At 46.0% G+C, this 15,708-nt stretch carries 15 protein-coding genes and 1 other RNA gene; 2 read left to right on the top strand and 14 right to left on the bottom strand.

The features are described from left to right. Nucleotides 1-19: 19 nt before the first annotated feature. From sigK to FY534_RS04925, 6 genes are all read right to left on the bottom strand, one after another. On the bottom strand, nucleotides 20-727 hold the full coding sequence (gene sigK / locus FY534_RS04950) for an RNA polymerase sporulation sigma factor SigK (protein ID WP_072872618.1): 708 nt from the start codon (nucleotides 725-727) through the stop codon (nucleotides 20-22). A gap of 114 nt (nucleotides 728-841) precedes the next feature. Next, nucleotides 842-1,942 carry an endolytic transglycosylase MltG gene (mltG, locus tag FY534_RS04945; protein WP_203115349.1) on the bottom strand — a complete coding sequence of 367 codons (1,101 nt, stop codon included), beginning with the start codon at nucleotides 1,940-1,942 and terminating at the stop codon, nucleotides 842-844. A 60-nt stretch (nucleotides 1,943-2,002) separates the two neighbouring features. Next, complete coding sequence (ruvX, locus tag FY534_RS04940; RefSeq protein WP_072872619.1) at nucleotides 2,003-2,422, bottom strand: Holliday junction resolvase RuvX; 420 nt, start codon at nucleotides 2,420-2,422, stop codon at nucleotides 2,003-2,005. Beyond that, a complete protein-coding gene (locus tag FY534_RS04935) occupies nucleotides 2,403-2,654 on the bottom strand; it encodes an IreB family regulatory phosphoprotein (RefSeq protein WP_072872751.1) in 252 nt (83 codons plus the stop codon). Before FY534_RS04935 ends, ruvX begins: the two co-directional genes overlap by 20 nt. Before the next feature lie 105 nt (nucleotides 2,655-2,759). Then, entirely contained in the window at nucleotides 2,760-5,399 is a 2,640-nt protein-coding gene (alaS, locus tag FY534_RS04930; protein ID WP_203115348.1) for an alanine--tRNA ligase, read from the bottom strand. Between the two features lie 355 nt (nucleotides 5,400-5,754). Further along, the gene (locus FY534_RS04925; protein WP_238413671.1) at nucleotides 5,755-6,807 is read right to left on the bottom strand and encodes an AI-2E family transporter; all 1,053 of its coding nucleotides are present in this window, start codon (nucleotides 6,805-6,807) and stop codon (nucleotides 5,755-5,757) included. Between the two features lie 135 nt (nucleotides 6,808-6,942). On the opposite strand from FY534_RS04925, the gene FY534_RS04920 reads away from it, so the two are divergent. Continuing rightward, a complete protein-coding gene (locus FY534_RS04920; protein WP_072872622.1) occupies nucleotides 6,943-7,332 on the top strand; it encodes a fluoride efflux transporter FluC in 390 nt (129 codons plus the stop codon). After that, complete coding sequence (gene crcB, locus FY534_RS04915) at nucleotides 7,329-7,709, top strand: fluoride efflux transporter CrcB (protein WP_165611911.1); 381 nt, start codon at nucleotides 7,329-7,331, stop codon at nucleotides 7,707-7,709. Before FY534_RS04920 ends, crcB begins: the two co-directional genes overlap by 4 nt. 47 nt (nucleotides 7,710-7,756) lie before the next feature. On the opposite strand, the gene FY534_RS04910 is transcribed toward crcB, so the two are convergent. From FY534_RS04910 to hisS, 8 genes are all read right to left on the bottom strand, one after another. Beyond that, the gene (locus FY534_RS04910; RefSeq protein WP_072872624.1) at nucleotides 7,757-7,948 is read right to left on the bottom strand and encodes a hypothetical protein; all 192 of its coding nucleotides are present in this window, start codon (nucleotides 7,946-7,948) and stop codon (nucleotides 7,757-7,759) included. Between the two features lie 240 nt (nucleotides 7,949-8,188). Continuing rightward, nucleotides 8,189-9,322, bottom strand: coding sequence for a cysteine desulfurase family protein (locus tag FY534_RS04905; RefSeq protein WP_203115347.1), 1,134 nt, complete (start codon nucleotides 9,320-9,322; stop codon nucleotides 8,189-8,191). A gap of 41 nt (nucleotides 9,323-9,363) precedes the next feature. After that, on the bottom strand, nucleotides 9,364-9,774 hold the full coding sequence (locus FY534_RS04900; RefSeq protein ID WP_072872626.1) for an RrF2 family transcriptional regulator: 411 nt from the start codon (nucleotides 9,772-9,774) through the stop codon (nucleotides 9,364-9,366). Nucleotides 9,775-9,823: 49 nt separating this feature from the next. Continuing rightward, entirely contained in the window at nucleotides 9,824-11,089 is a 1,266-nt protein-coding gene (locus FY534_RS04895; RefSeq protein WP_203115346.1) for a replication-associated recombination protein A, read from the bottom strand. After that, complete coding sequence (gene ltaE, locus FY534_RS04890) at nucleotides 11,086-12,135, bottom strand: low-specificity L-threonine aldolase (protein WP_203115345.1); 1,050 nt, start codon at nucleotides 12,133-12,135, stop codon at nucleotides 11,086-11,088. Before ltaE ends, FY534_RS04895 begins: the two co-directional genes overlap by 4 nt. 152 nt (nucleotides 12,136-12,287) lie before the next feature. Then, nucleotides 12,288-12,471: non-coding RNA, 6S RNA (ssrS, locus tag FY534_RS04885), on the bottom strand. Between the two features lie 65 nt (nucleotides 12,472-12,536). Further along, nucleotides 12,537-14,342 carry an aspartate--tRNA ligase gene (gene aspS, locus FY534_RS04880; protein WP_203115344.1) on the bottom strand — a complete coding sequence of 602 codons (1,806 nt, stop codon included), beginning with the start codon at nucleotides 14,340-14,342 and terminating at the stop codon, nucleotides 12,537-12,539. After that, a complete protein-coding gene (gene hisS, locus FY534_RS04875) occupies nucleotides 14,339-15,616 on the bottom strand; it encodes a histidine--tRNA ligase (RefSeq protein WP_203115343.1) in 1,278 nt (425 codons plus the stop codon). The genes aspS and hisS overlap by 4 nt, the downstream gene beginning before the upstream one ends. Between the last annotated feature and the right edge of the window lie 92 nt (nucleotides 15,617-15,708).

Genomic DNA, 15,708 nt, shown 5'->3' with positions numbered 1-15,708 from the left:
TCCTTTATGAGAACAGAGTTTATTCGATCCTCGTCTTGCTCCCCCGCATCCGTTCATGCAATTTGGTCAAAGCTCGATGTTCAATTCGAGACACGTACGAACGGGAGATTCCTAATTCTTGTGCAATCTCTCTCTGAGTCCTCTCTTCTCCATACGGCAAACCATAGCGCTTGCAAAGCACTTCACGTTCACGCTCGGGCAAGGTTGGCATTAATTCGAACATTTTTTGTTTCTCCCAAGTGAGATCAACGTGGTCGACCACTGCATCTGGATCTGAGCCAAGCAAATCTGCAATGGTCAATTCATTACCATCTTTGTCTGTTCCGATTGGATCCGAGAGATAAGCATCCTTTCTGTGCCGTTTGACAGAACGTAAATGCATAAGTATCTCATTTTCAATACATCGAGCAGCATACGTGGCTAGTTTGGTTCCTTTACCCGAATGGTAACTTTCCACTGCTTTAATCAAACCAATTGTGCCTATGGAAATAAAATCATCCGCGTCTTCTTGGCGCGTTGTAAATTTTTTTGCGACATGGGCAACCAAACGCAAATTGTGTTCAATTAACAGATTCCTTGCTTCTCCGTCACCATTTTCCATACGCCTAATGAACTCTGCCTCTTGCTCTGCAGAAAGGGGCTGGGGAAATGTATGATTCTTGACATGAGAAACAAACAGTGAGACATCTTTTAAAAGAAATGCCAGCAAAGCAATGACTCCCGGCATATGGTCACCTCCGCATTCGCTCACAGTGCAAGCTTATGCGAAATGGACAATAAACCTGCCTGCTGGCATTGTCCTAACTAGCGTCAAGCTTTTCATGCAATGAATCCTTGTAGACTACTGATGATGCTCCATATACTTCTGATAATTTTCTTGACTTTTTTTCTCGTTAGCTAATTGCTGAGCATATGTGCTAGCAAAATAAGAACCACCTGTACCATTAAATTTTGCGACATAATAATAATAATTGGTATGCGCCGGATGTATGGCAGCCTCAATGGATTCAATACCTGGATTGGCAATGGGACCAGGTGGTAACCCTTTATGAAGATAAGTATTGTAAGGACTAGGTGCATTTTCATCAGTTACCGTAAGCTGCTGTCGATAACCAAGAACATATTCCAGTGTAGCGTCAATTTGCAGTGGCATGCCTCGTTTGAGTCGGTTGTCGATCACGCTGGCTATTAAAGGCTTATCCGATTCCAAATAGGCTTCTTTCTCAATTAATGATGCTTCTGTAATAATCGCTGGCAACGTCTGTCCTTCTTTAATGATTTCTTGATACATGGCAGGTGTAACCACGCGTCCAAACTCCTGCAGCAATTCATTGACAATTTGATGCGCGGGCTCACCTTTATAAAAATCATAAGTATTCGGATACAGATATCCTTCTAAGTGTGTATGAACTTCCGGGTTATTCGGTATATAGCGCACAAACCATTCGGAATATTGACTTGAATTGGCTGCCTGCATGAATGCTTTTGCCGAACATATCCCATCTTCCTGGAGTCGTTCAGCCATCTGGCGAGCCGTAAACCCTTCTGGAAAAGTAACTTTGACTACCTGCAACGTAATTTGGCCTTGTTCCAATAGGGTCAAAATGCGCAAACTCCCCATAGAAGGAGCCAGTGCATATTGTCCTGCTTGAATATTCATATCTCGCTGAAATAGCCGTACATACCAAAGCAAGGCGGAAGCATTGCGAATCAAATGCAATTTTTCAAGTTGCAAGGCAACTTGAGACAGGCTCTCACCCTGTTTCACCTGAAAAAGCACTCTTTTCTGCGAGCTTGTCACCGTGACGGGGGCTAATTGTTCACGCATCCAAATATAGCCTGCCAGCAATAAGACGAAAAGCAACAAGAAAATCATCCCCGCACGTCGTCGGTTTTTCTTCATATCCGGCAGTTGCAGTCGGGACGACAGATTCTTTTTCACTACATACTCTCCTTACCAGAGGTCAGTTCTGGAAGGTTGCAAAACCTTCTACAAAACGTACTAAACGTTTCTTGACCGAAAATCTAGATATTGTTGCAGCAAAAGGGTGGCTGCCAAAGCGTCTACCACCTGGCGACGGCGTTTACGGCTGATGTTGGCTTCCAACAAGGTCCTTTCAGCCGCTACAGTGGTTAACCGCTCATCGATATAGACGAGCGGGATTGACAGATTCTGTTCTAAAAGGTGGCCAAACTGGCGCACCTTCTTGGTCCATTCACCTTCGCTGCCATTCATATTTCTAGGCAGGCCGAGCACAGCCGTCTCGACCTGCTCAGTATGGACAAGCTGGACAATGGTGGAGATAGCTTCCTTGTCAGTAAGTTTTTGCAATACACTATGAGCTTGGGCAATCAAACCGCTTGGATCAGAGAGCGAAAGTCCAATCCGTTCTGTACCATAATCAATCCCGAGTGCTCTCATCTTGAACCATCTCCGCATACGCGCGCACCAATTCTTCAATCAAGTCATCTCGCTCCATGCGTCGAATAGCGTTGCGAGCGCCAAGATGGCTGGTGATATACGCAGGATCTCCCGAAATTAAATAACCAGATATTTGATATATTGGATTATACCCTTTTTCAATCAACGCTCGATATGCCAACTGAAACGCCGAACGCGCCTCAGCGTTCACCCGTTTGGTGGGGAATCGCATGGTTTCATCCAATTGCCCGTCCACCTACCAACACCTCACTACTCTTTAGCCCGACCAGCCCCCTCGTACTGATCAGCAGCAGGATTTGTCTAAGCAATTCGACTGTTAAGCGCGAATTCCCTTCATCTCCTCAAGGATTGATGATACTTTAGACAATGCGGTACTTATCTTGCTCGCGTTCTTGCCGCCAGCCTGGGCAAAATCAGGACGCCCTCCACCAGAGCCTTCTGTAATTTGAGCTACCGACTTGACAAGCTTACCAGCATGCACTCCCTGAGTTTGCAAATCCTTAGACACCGCTGCAACCCAATGCACCTTATCAGCGCCTTGTGCCGAAGCTAATACAATCACATAGGAATCCATTTTTTCTTTAAGAGAATCCACCATTTGACGCAACGCTTCACCATCGCTATTTTCCACAGCCGCAGCTAACAGAGGTAGGCCAGCGACCTGTTTCACCACAGCCAATAAATCTTGCGCCTGATTTTGACTCAATTTTGCTCGAAGCGACTCCAGTTCGCGTTCATCCTTGCGTTTCTCTTCGAGCATGCGCGAAACGCGATCGACCAATTCATGACGTCCTGCTTTTAACAGACTTGCAATATAATCCAATTGATTGGATTGACGTTTAAACTCTTCATAAGCAGCCTTTCCAGTGACTGCCTCGATGCGGCGTACTCCTGAACCAATACCTGATTCACTCAGAATGATAAATTGACCAATAAGTCCTGTCCTTGCCACATGGCAACCACCGCACAGTTCAATACTGTCCAGCGCACTGACAACCCTTACACGCTGACCGTATTTTTCACCAAACAGAGCCATAGCTCCCTTGGCTTTAGCTGCTTCAATATCCATTTCCTCAATATGAACCATACCATCCGCTTGAATATCGCGGTTGACCAAATCTTGAACCATCTCTATTTCTTCAGCTGTCATAGCCCCGAAATGAGAAAAATCAAAGCGCAATCGATCGGGAGCTACTAGGGAACCTGCCTGCGCGACATGCGTTCCCAGCACGCGGCGTAGAGCCTTGTGCAGAAGATGCGTAGCTGTATGGTTTTTGACGGTTTCGCGCCGTCTCTCTTCATCGACCTGGGCAATTGCCAACTGACCTATCTGCAAACTGCCAGTCAACACCCGAACAGTATGCACATGCTGCCCATGCGGAGCTTTAGCTACCGCTACAACTTGTGCAGCACCTGTAGTTGTGGTAATGGTGCCTTCATCTGCCACTTGGCCGCCGCTTTCAGCATAAAAAGGAGTTACGCTGAGAAAGAGCAATCCTTCCATCCCAGCTTCCAACCGTTCAACACGCCTGCCATTGGCAAGCAAAGCAAAAACTGAACCTTCCGCTCGCAGAGTATGGTAACCTACAAATTGAGACGCTTCAGTAATTTGTTCGATCTCGGTTCGTTCGCTCTGCATACCCTCTGTTTGCTGACGTGCGTTACGTGCACGCTCGCGCTGTTCCTCTAGCAGAGCTTCAAACGCTGCACGGTTGACCGTTATGCCTCGTTCAGCTGCAATTTCTATCGTCAAATCAATTGGAAATCCAAACGTATCGTAGAGCATGAAAGCATCTTCTCCTGGCAGTTCTGTCTGTCCAGATGTTTCCAGTTGTTTCACTTTATCTGCCAGTAATGCTTCTCCTTCACTGAGTGTTTCAAGAAACCGCTCTTCTTCAGTGCGAATCACACGTATGATGAAGTCGAGCTTATCACGCACTTCAGGATAGTCCTCGCCCATAATGTCAGCTACAACGTTGGCCAATTGGTAAAGAAAAGGACGTTCAACCCCAAGTCTGCGGCCACTACGCACCGCTCGACGCAATAGCCTGCGGATGATGTACGAACGGCCTTCATTACCTGGCAGTACGCCATCAGCTATAGCAAAGGAAACGGTACGTACATGATCGGCAATAATTTTAAAATGCACATCTGCAGCATGATCAGATCCGTAAACACGATTGGCGATTTTACTCGTAGCGTCGAGAAGCGGTTTAAATAAATCCGTTTCAAAATTATTGGGAACTTGCTGCAATACAGATGCTAAGCGCTCCAGACCGCTGCCTGTATCTATATTTTTTTTCGGAAGCGGCGTATAGCTGCCGTCTGATTCCTTGTTGTACTGTGTAAAAACAAGATTCCAAATTTCAAGAAAGCGATCACAATCACATCCAGGTTTACAATCGGGAGAGCCACAGCCAAATTCTTCACCGCGATCGTAAAAAATTTCTGAACAAGGTCCACATGGTCCTTCGCCGATTTCCCAGAAGTTATCCTCCTCGCCACGATAAATTCGTTCCGTGGGCAGTCCTACAGTTTCATGCCAGACTGAAAAAGCTTCTTCATCTTCGACATGAATAGTGACTGATAATAATTGAGGATCGAGATCTAAATGTTGAGTTAGAAATTCCCAGGCCCATGTGATGGCTTCCGTTTTGAAATAGTCGCCAAAGGAAAAATTTCCGAGCATTTCAAAAAAAGTTTGATGACGTGCTGTTTTTCCGACTTCTTCAATGTCGTTGGTTCGAATGCACTTTTGTGATGAAACAATACGTGGATTTTCTGGTATCTCTCTTCCATCGAAGTAGGGTTTGAGAGGAGCCATACCTGCGTTAATCCAAAGCAGTGTTGGGTCATCATAAGGCACTAAACTGGCGCTTGGCATCACCTGATGGCCGCGCTCCGCAAAAAACTGCTTGTACATTTGGCGAATGGTTTGCCCACTCAACGGCTTCATACAAACACTCCTTTAACCCTTCAATAAAATAGACAAAGCGCCCTTACCCGTCAGGGACGAGAGGCGCTCGCGGTACCACCCTGCTTACAGTGAACAAAATATTATCTGCTCCACTGTCACTCATACGCGCAATAACGGGCGCACCCGGCGTTTTAACGCGCTTGGAAGTGGCACGATGAAGCGATTTGGGGACGACTTACAGCCAAAAGGACGTCCTCTCTGAACCAAATCTCAAAGCTTCCATCGATTCTTCCGCATCGCTCACCATTTATCATCATTGGATCTAGCGGTTGCCCCAGTAGGACACACAGATAAATCAGATTGGCGAAATTGTAACGAACTTTGGGGAGTACTGTCAATGTTGGGGCCGCAGTTGCATCCAAATGACTTTTCCTACCGCAAGCAACGGTACAGCCGCGATCAGCCCTAACACACCACCGAGTTCGCCGCCAAGAAGCAAAGCAGCCACAATCGACATGGGATGCAAGGAAAGCGTTCTGCCCATGATTTGCGGGGACAAAAAATTGCCTTCACATTGCTGAACAATGACATTGACAAGCAACACTTTGAGCACCATGGGCCAGCCAAGCGGCAGAGCAAGCAAAATCGTCGGTGCAGCACCAATAAACGGACCAATATACGGTATCATATCGGCAATGGCCAAAAACAGTGCCAACATCAGTGCATAGGGCATACCCACAATCAGATAGCCTATATAAGTGAGAATCCCTACTGCAAGCATAACCAGTAACTGACCGCGTATGTAGCGACCCAGCGTTTCATCCACACGCACAAGCAGCTCACGTACTTCCTCACGTTTTTCCTTCGGCCAAAGATTCACAATGGCTCGCCCCATACCCCGCCCGTCTTTAAGCATATAAAAAACGAGAAACGGCACAAGAAAGAGCGAAAATACCGTACTGACCACGCCGCTGACTACCGTAAAGAGACTGCTGAACCAGCTTGCCACACGTGATTCCACCTGATTTAACGCATTTTCCATACCTACTCGCAAAGCATCCGGTAAATACTGCTTTCTCCGCATAATCTCATCAATCCAGCTATTCGCATTGTTCATCATACTGGGCAAATTGTTCATTAATTGATTGGCTTGACGAGTTACGGCTGGTACCGCATGCAACAATGCCACTACAATCAGCATAGTCGCGAACAAATAAATAATTAAAATGGCCATACTTTTGGGAACCCTGCGTCTTGTTAAAAGTCCCACAACAGGTTGCAAAATATAAGTAATAATCAATGCTGCCAGAAATGGAAACAGAACAGCTCGCAAAACCAGCCAAATATCGTTAAAAAACCCACGTAATTGGCCTAATAGATACAGACAAAGCAGAGTGAGCAATACCGCTAATGCTCCTTGCGTATATCGGGACAGGCGAATTTTCAACTGCATACTCCTTCCCATACAGACGAAGCTACTTTTCAGTATATGCAACCTTGTCCTGCACTATTTGTACGTAAGAAAGCTCTGCACTATACTAACTGAGTAAGCTATTGGGACAAGCTGGGCGGGTGAATAGAATTGAATTTTCTGGCAGTTGCTGCAGGTGGATTTATTGGTGCTATTCTGCGCTATGGAATCTCTGAATGGATGGGCACCATACACGGTTTCCCAGCAGACGTTTTAATCATTAATTTGGTTGGCAGTTTTTTTCTTGCTTGGTTTTATACATGGACAAGCGGTAAGGTTCATTTCCCTGCGTCAATCCGACTGGGTGTAGGGACAGGCATCGTAGGAGCTTTTACAACATTCTCCACTTTTTGTATTAATTTTTGGTCGCTTTGGACTGCTGATTTATGGCTTGAATCGGTGCTCTATGTGGCGCTCTCTATCTTGCTCGGTACAGCACTTGCTTTTGCTGGTTTTGCTTTAGCAGAATGGCAACAGAAGAAAGGAAGAACAAACGCTTGAACGCTTTATATGTGGGCTTTGGAGGCATCATAGGGGCATTGCTTCGTTACTGGATTGCTACAGTTATGAATGAGAGATGGACCCTGACCTTCCCTTATCCTACACTTTTCATCAATGTAAGCGGCTCATTTTTGCTCGGTTGGTTTACTTCGTCGTTAAACGCCTATTTCCCACAAGCTGGCGATATTCCTATGCTCATACTAGGAGTAGGCATGTGTGGGGCATATACTACATTTTCCACGTTTACATACGAAACACTCGCAATGCTCCGTGAAGAGCGTTATGGAGCAGCAACCCTGTACGTTTTCAGCTCATTGCTCTTTGGACTAGCCGCAGCGGCACTCGGTTTGTACGGAATTGGTCTATCCGGCAGGTAATTCGGAAACAGCATGTTTCCATTCCATCTGAATCAAACAGGCGCCTTTCAGGCGCCTGTTCCATACTCTAGCTCTTCCGCAAGTGCTTCTTCAACAGAGACGAGCGAACCATCCTCCGCGACATCATATACTTTGACTTCTTCACCGGATACATTAAACTCTTTAAAACAATTCCAACAATAAAATTGGCTAGCTCCAATTTTCCCAATATCTCTACAATGACAGTGTGGACATCTCATCCAACAGGTCCCCTTTTCAGAAACTGTCAAATTTACCAACCCGTTTTACCTTATGTACTTCTCAAGATAACCAAGAAATCCGCAAGGCAAACAGAATAAAATCAGAAATTTTAAAAAAGACATACAAACCATGAAAATTGCTATACACGAAATATATATAAAGTAACGATTGATAACCCGATGACTATCATACACTTCTTGGCCACAGGAAGCAATGCAAATTTTGCACTCATAGAAAAATCAACTTGATTTAAAGTGTCCTTGCAACCAATCTTTTAATTTTTCGATTTCAGATTCCGTGTTCATGGCAGACAAACTCCATCGGATGGCGCTTTTTCTAATGTTCTCGGGGTATCCGCAGGCAGATAAAACATGACTTTGCGCTATAACTCCCGCTGTACAAGCTGATCCTGCGGAGGCTGCAAAACCGGCCAAATCCAGTTGCATGAGCATCGTCGAACTGCTTGTACCAGAGAACGCTGTAGATAAAATACTAGGCACAGCATCGTCCGGACTGAGAACTTCACAATCAGGAATTTGTTGGAATACAGAACGCATGAGTCGGTTTAAACGGTATAATTTCTCCTGGCGAATCTCCCATTCTTCGCGAAGCATCTTCACCGCCTCCGCAAAACCAATAATCCCAAGAATATTTTCCGTCCCCGCACGTCTCTTACGTTCTTGCTGCCCACCGCGCAAACTGCTAAAAAAGGGTTGTCCCTTGCGAATATAGAGCGCCCCAATTCCTTTGGGACCGTGAATCTTATGTGCTGAGAAAGCAGCGCTATCTACTCCAAGAGAAGATAGGGATAGACGCAAATTGGGCAACGCTTGGACAGCGTCTGTGTGCAAATGAATATCTGGTCGAATCGACTTGATTCTCTGAACCGCTTCTTCTACCGGCAAGCGGCTGCCTAATTCATTGTTCACCATCATTAAACTGACACAAACTGTTTGTGGGCGTATGGCATCTAAAAGCGCATCTACAGATATTCTACCACCCAAACTGGCCGGCAAAAGTGTTATATCCGCCCCCAAATCTTGTATCAGTTCCAAACTTTCCAGTACCGCATGGTGTTCTATAGCTGTCGTTAGAAAATGGGGTCGATCCGTTCTTTTCCGTCCAGCTAGAAAAGCGCTGAATAATGCCATATGATTGGCTTCCGTTCCTCCACTTGTAAATACGATTTCCGTAGACTGACAATGAAGCCAATCGGCCAACCGTTCTCTCGCTTCTGTCAGGCGCATTTTCACTTGGCGTCCCATTTGATGAACACTCGAAGGATTACCAGCCAGTGAATCCATAGCTGATTGCATAGCGGCTATAACATGAGGATGCATAGGGGTAGAGGCTGCATTGTCCAAATAAATCATATTTCCGTCTCACTCCATAAGATATCACTATCAATGAGCTTTTATATATAAAACATGTAACCGTGCTCGTCCGATTGCCGGAAAGAAACGAGATCGGCCAAAGAAAGAGAGCCGAGAACTGATTGCAACGCTTGTTCCATTCGCGTCCAAAGCTGCCCCAGCCCATCCTCAATGTCTTTTTCCGCAAACTGTAAAGGTCCTTCCAATAGAGAAAATAAATCCAGAACAGAAATATCGCTAGCGGCTTTGGTCAATTGATAGCCACCATAAGCGCCACGCACACTACGGACAAAGCCAGCATTGCGCAGCGGTGAAATCAGTTGCTCTAAATAGTGTTCGGACAGCCCTTGTCGCTCGGCTACTGATTTTAAGGAAACAGGTTGACCATCATCATGAACGGCCAAATCGACCATCAACATAAGCCCGTAGCGACCCTTGGTAGAAATCTTCACTTTTTGATTCGCCTCGCTATTCTCTGCCGATTTACCTCGAGCAAAAGGTTTATTCAGGATAATAAGTTTTTTTGGACATTCCTTCTGGCCAATAGTTTTGTTCGACGTAGTGACCCGGATAATCGTGCGGATAAAGATAACCTTCTCCCCGCCTAAGCCGTTTCGCCCCTGCATAACTTGTACCACGCAGATGTGTAGGAACTGCTAACGGTATACCTGCTTTCACATCAGCAATTGCGGCTTGAATAGCCCGATAAGCTCTATTGGATTTAGGAGCTTTAGCCAAATGAGCTGTCACCTGCGCTAAGACAATCCGTCCTTCCGGCATCCCAATAGCTTCCAGAGCATGCAATCCTGATACTGCAACAGTAAGCGCAGACGGATCTCCATCCCCAATATCTTCCACAGCTAGTATGATCAATCTCCGTGCAATAAATAGAGGGTCTTCCCCTGCGACAATCATTTTAGCCAACCAAACCATTGCAGCATCCACGTCAGAGCCTCGTACTGACTTGATAAAGGCAGAAATCGTATCGTAATGCTCATCTCCAGCGCGGTCGTAGAGTACGACAGGAGCTTGCATCACAGATAAAATATCCGATTCACGAATCGTTGCGAAACCATCTGCATCCATATGAGCTGAAACGGCTGCCATTTCCAGAGTGTTGAGAGCCCGCCTAGCATCGCCGTGGGCGAGTCGAATTAAAATAGATTGCGCTTTTTTGTCCATACGTATCCCCAAACTGCCTAACCCACGTTCTTCATCTTTAAGTGCTTGATCAATCAGATGCTCCATATCTTTCTCTGCCAGCGGCCGTAATTGAAAAAGTAAGGAACGTGAAAGGAGTGCAGCATTAACTGCAAATGCAGGGTTCTCTGTAGTCGCTCCTACCAAAACTAATAAGCCACTCTCAACATGTGGCAGCAAAGCATCCTGCTGACTTCGATTAAAACGATGGATTTCATCTATGAAGACCAAAGTGCGCTTTTGATAAAGTTCTCGATTTTCTTTAGCTTCCTCGACAATTCGACGAATATCCTGAACACCCGAAGAAACAGCGTTTAATTCAGTAAAAGAAGACCGAGTCGATTTGGCAATCACATGGGCAATGGAGGTTTTTCCTGTTCCAGGGGGTCCATGCAAAATTACCGACATCAATCGATCTGCACGAATCGCTTTTGCTAAAATACCCTCTTTGTTTGTGAGTTCTGGCTGTCCATAAATTTCATCGAGTGAGCGGGGGCGCATGCGATAGGCAAGCGGTGCTTCTCGATTTGCTGAAGAAGCACTGGCCATGGCAAACAAATCATTCATGGAGAAATCGCTCCCAAACAGTTCGTTACGCGTTCAATCACGTCTTCAATATCTTCTTCAAGAACATCTTTATGCGTAACCATACGTATCGTTTGTGCCCCAAATTGAGAAACACGCACGCCGAGAGCAGCTAATTTCCGAATGAGTTCTTCCGCAGAGATAGGAAAATGCTCTTCAACTTGTACCAATACGATATTCGTCTCTACACTTTCCACATCCACACGCAATCCCGGCAAATTCTTCAGACCATTCGCCAATCGCTTTGCATTTTCATGATCAACAGCCAATCTTTCAACCATCGTCTGTAACGCTATCATACCAGGTGCTGCAATGACGCCTGCTTGACGCATTCCACCACCAAGCCGTTTCCTCCAAACACGGGCTTCCTCTATAAATTTTGTCGATCCAGCAACGATTGAACCAATGGGGGCAGCCAAACCTTTGGATAGACAAACTTGCACCGTATCGGCATATTGAGCAATCTCCCGTATAGGTATCCCCAGTGCTACAGCGGCGTTAAACAAACGTGCTCCATCCATATGTACGGATATTCCATATCGTTCAGCTACTTTCGCCACACCCTGCAGATGAGCCAGTGGCAAAATCGCTCCACCAGCACGATTATGCGTATTTTCCAAGCAGATTAAGCGTGTTGGCGGTTGATGAATGTCCAGGGGACGAACGGCCGCCTCCACACTTTCCGGAAGCAAAGAACCTCTCGTACCTGACAATTGGCGCAACTGTGCTCCAGCTATTGCAGCTACAGCCCCAGCTTCATAATAAAAAATGTGAGACTCTGCTTCGGCAATAATTTCTTCACCTCGACCTGCTTGTGCCGCAATAGCAACCTGATTGCCTTGTGTCCCACTGGTCACAAATAAAGCCGCCTCTTTCCCCAGCATCTCCGCAGCCATTTCTTGTAATTGAGTTACCGTTGGATCCTCGCCATAGACATCGTCACCCACTTCTGCGCGCAACATAGCTTCACGCATCTCGTCAGTCGGTTTTGTCACCGTATCGCTGCGCAAATCAATAATGGTTGCCATCACGAACTGAATTCCCCCACTCCTGAAAACAAATTCCTAGTAATTAAGTCAACTTTATACCTTTTCTTAAACTGACGTCAATCTGAAAACTGTAAACAGTAATGAAACATAATATAAAGCGAGACCAAGCGGTCTCGCTGATGGTATCTGTCATCCGCCCCGCAACTGCCGTGTCACCCGAGGTTTTGATCCTGCTCTCGCAGGTGGGTGTCCTGCTCATCCGCATCATGCGTCCTGAACTAGCAGGCAGGCATTACTACGGTAGAGACGCCGAACTCCCGTTTAAAAAAGTGTTGGAACAAAACACAATGGGCATCACGTACACCGCAGGGCAATATCGATTGTGGATTTATGTTAACACGAAGCTGTTGGGCTTGCAACCGATTAACGTAAATTTTAATCTACTTCACAGTTGTACGTAAAGAAATACCAAGTGTTGCTAACTGTTCAGGTGTAGCAGGCGACGGAGCATCCATCATCAAATCAGTGGCACTGGCGGTTTTAGGAAAAGCAATGCAGTCACGCAAGGATTTACCACCTGCCATGAGCATAACCAGTCTGTCTAGGCCAAAGGCGATTCCTCCGTGCGGCGGGGTACCGTATTCAAAAGCATCCAACAAAAAGCCAAACTGTTTTCTCGCTTCATCCTCACTAAATCCTAGTGCTCGAAACATGCGTTCTTGCAAATCTCTTTGATAAATACGCATGGATCCAGAAGATAATTCGTAACCGTTCAGCACTAAATCGTAAGCCTGCGCTCGCACGTGCTCAGGATGATTTTCCAAAAGGTGCAAGTCCTCTCGTTTAGGCATGGTGAATGGATGGTGTTCGGCTACGTATCTACCCAGTTCTTCGTCATAACTAAACAGCGGGAAATCCACTACCCAAAGGAAGCAATAAGCTCCCTCATCTATCAACGACAAATCACGGCCAAGCTTAAGACGTAACGCTCCCATTGCTTGACGTACTGTTTTCTCCTTACCAGCTGCAATGAGAACGAGATCGCCCTGCTTAGCTTGAACCGTATCCATGAGCCGGGTCAATTGTTCAGGTGTGACAAACTTTTGAATCGACGATTTGATGCCTTCTGACTGCCAAGCCACGGTAGCCAGCCCACTAAGCCCATAGTCTTTAACAAACTGCGTCAATTCATCCAATTGCTTACGCGAATAAGCAGCACAGCCAGGAACAACCAACGCAGTAACTATCCCGCCATTCTCCAAGGCCTTGTGGAAAGGTTCCAAACTGCTTTCTCGAGCAAACGTTTCAACGTCAACCATAGCCATGGAAAAGCGCAGATCTGGTTTATCCGAGCCATAAAGGCGCATGGCGTCTGCATAAGTAAGTCTTTTCATCGGCAAGGTTAAATTGACACCAAGTACCTTGGCAAAGACATAGGCGAACATCTCTTCCATCATTTTGAGTAAATCGTCCATGGGTAAAAATGAAGTTTCAATATCTAATTGTGTAAATTCCGGTTGTCTGTCGGCACGCAAATCCTCGTCACGGAAACAACGGGCAATTTGATAATAACGTTCATACCCAGCCACCATCAAAAGCTGTTTAAAAATTTGTGGTGACTGTGGAAGAGCATAAAACTCTCCATGTTGCAAACGACTTGGCACAATGTAATCACGCGCACCTTCGGGTGTGCTGCGAGTCAACATAGGCGTCTCAATTTCAAGAAAATCATGTTGGTTTAAAAATTCCCGAAAAGCGCTGAATACTTGGTGACGCAAGCGTAAAGTACGCTGCATCTCAGGCCGGCGCAAATCCAGGTAGCGATACTTAAGGCGAACCTGCTCATCTACTTCAATACCTTCTTGAATATAGAAAGGAGGATTCTTAGCGCGGTTGACCAGTTGTACCTCTTTTACAACAAGTTCAATATGGCCTGTAGCGATTTTAGGATTGATGGTCTGCTTGTCACGCTCTACCAAGCAACCTGTAACCGCAATAACAAATTCATTGCGCAGTGTATCGGCTAACTGCATCATTTCTTCGGGCGTTCCTAAGTCGCGATTGAAAACAAGTTGAAGTGTACCTGTTCGATCACGCAAATCGATAAAAATGACACTTCCTAAATCCCGGCGGCGCGAAACCCAACCCGCTACTTTAACTGTTTGTCCAACAGTTTCTAACAAATCTTCTATAAAATGCGTCCTTTGAGGAAAATCTGTACGTTCTACTGGTGATGATGAAATCATTGGCTTGCCCTCTCCTTTTTCAGGCTGTTGATGATTGTCGCTACAACCTTGTCCGCGGGCACATCCATCTGCTCACCGCTGGCGAGCGATTTCATCCCCACTACACCTTTCGCCACTTCTTGTTCGCCAAGCAACAGAACCCACTGAGCGTGGAGCCGATCTGCTGTTTTCAATTGTGATTTCAAGCTTTTACCGTTGAAGTCTCTTTCCGTTGCAATGCCCTCAGCACGCAGATCAGCTACAAGCTCGGTAGCAGGCAGGGAGGCAGAAGCATCAGCAACCGCAACGTAGACATCTATCGAATCTGACACAGGCACATATACCTGTTGCTCAACAGCCAATTGAATGACTCTCTCCATACCGCCAGCAAAACCGATTCCAGGTATATCAGGCCCGCCCAGTTCTTTAATCAAACCGTTGTAGCGCCCACCGCCAGCCAATGTACTGCTACCTTCAGTCGTTACTTCCCAAGCTGTGCGTGTATAATAATCAAGACCGCGCACCAATTTTCCATTGAGTTGATATGGGACCGACATAGCCGTCAAATGTTCTTGTACGGTGGTAAAATGCTCTGCACATTCTGCACATAACCGTTCGGCAATACTAGGTACCTGAAGTTCTGTCAATAACCGTTGACAATTTTCGTGTTTACAGTCAAACATGCGCAAAGGATTTTTTTCCATACGACGCTGACAGTCCGAACAAAATTCTTCCTGTCGCGGTAACACCAAGGCCAACATCTCATCACGATGCAGTGGTCGGCAGACAGAACAACCGACAGAATTTAATTCGACTTGCAAATGCTGCAGTCCAAAATCCGCCAGAATACGGTATGACAATTGCACCACTTCCGCGTCCAATTCTGGCGCGTTTGAACCAAGCACTTCACATCCATACTGGTAAAATTGCCTTGTTCTGCCCCCTTGTGGGCGCTCGTAGCGAAACATGGGGCCAAGGTAATACAGCTTGTCCAAATCTACCTTGCCATAACGCTTATTCTCCACATATGCCCGCACTACGCCTGCTGTACCTTCAGGACGCAATGTCAAAGAACGATTACCACGATCGACAAAATTATACATTTCTTTTTCTACGATGTCTGTTGTTTCACCCACGCCGCGAACAAATAACTCGGTATGTTCAAAAATGGGCGTACGAATTTCTGTGTAATGAGCGACATGAAAATGACGACAAACATTTTTTTCAAATGCTTGCCAGAGTTCAATTTCGCCAGGCAGCAAGTCATACGTTCCGCGTGGTTTTTGAATTTGCATGGGTCGGCCTCCTCATTTTGCAATACGAGCCCTGCAGGGAAAAAGACTTCTCACGTATTTTGGATAGGCGAAAAACAACAAAAAGCCTCCCA

This window comes from Alicyclobacillus sp. TC (genome assembly GCF_016804365.1).
Lineage (GTDB): Bacteria > Bacillota > Bacilli > Alicyclobacillales > Alicyclobacillaceae > Alicyclobacillus_I > Alicyclobacillus_I tolerans.
Note: the sequence above shows the minus strand (reverse complement) of the source record. Positions and strands in the feature narration are given on the sequence as shown.

Bases quoted from the DNA above. Each gene is read 5' to 3' on its own strand.
- hisS (WP_203115343.1), bottom strand. From the start codon at position 15,616: ATGCAAATTCAAAAACCACGCGGAACGTATGACTTGCTGCCTGGCGAA.
- ltaE (WP_203115345.1), bottom strand. From the start codon at position 12,135: ATGGCAACCATTATTGATTTGCGCAGCGATACGGTGACAAAACCGACT.
- sigK (WP_072872618.1), bottom strand. From the start codon at position 727: ATGCCGGGAGTCATTGCTTTGCTGGCATTTCTTTTAAAAGATGTCTCA.
- ruvX (WP_072872619.1), bottom strand. From the start codon at position 2,422: ATGAGAGCACTCGGGATTGATTATGGTACAGAACGGATTGGACTTTCG.
- FY534_RS04935 (WP_072872751.1), bottom strand. From the start codon at position 2,654: ATGCGATTCCCCACCAAACGGGTGAACGCTGAGGCGCGTTCGGCGTTT.
- aspS (WP_203115344.1), bottom strand. From the start codon at position 14,342: ATGATTTCATCATCACCAGTAGAACGTACAGATTTTCCTCAAAGGACG.
- FY534_RS04910 (WP_072872624.1), bottom strand. From the start codon at position 7,948: ATGAGATGTCCACACTGTCATTGTAGAGATATTGGGAAAATTGGAGCT.
- alaS (WP_203115348.1), bottom strand. From the start codon at position 5,399: ATGAAGCCGTTGAGTGGGCAAACCATTCGCCAAATGTACAAGCAGTTT.
- FY534_RS04905 (WP_203115347.1), bottom strand. From the start codon at position 9,322: ATGATTTATTTGGACAATGCAGCCTCTACCCCTATGCATCCTCATGTT.
- FY534_RS04895 (WP_203115346.1), bottom strand. From the start codon at position 11,089: ATGAATGATTTGTTTGCCATGGCCAGTGCTTCTTCAGCAAATCGAGAA.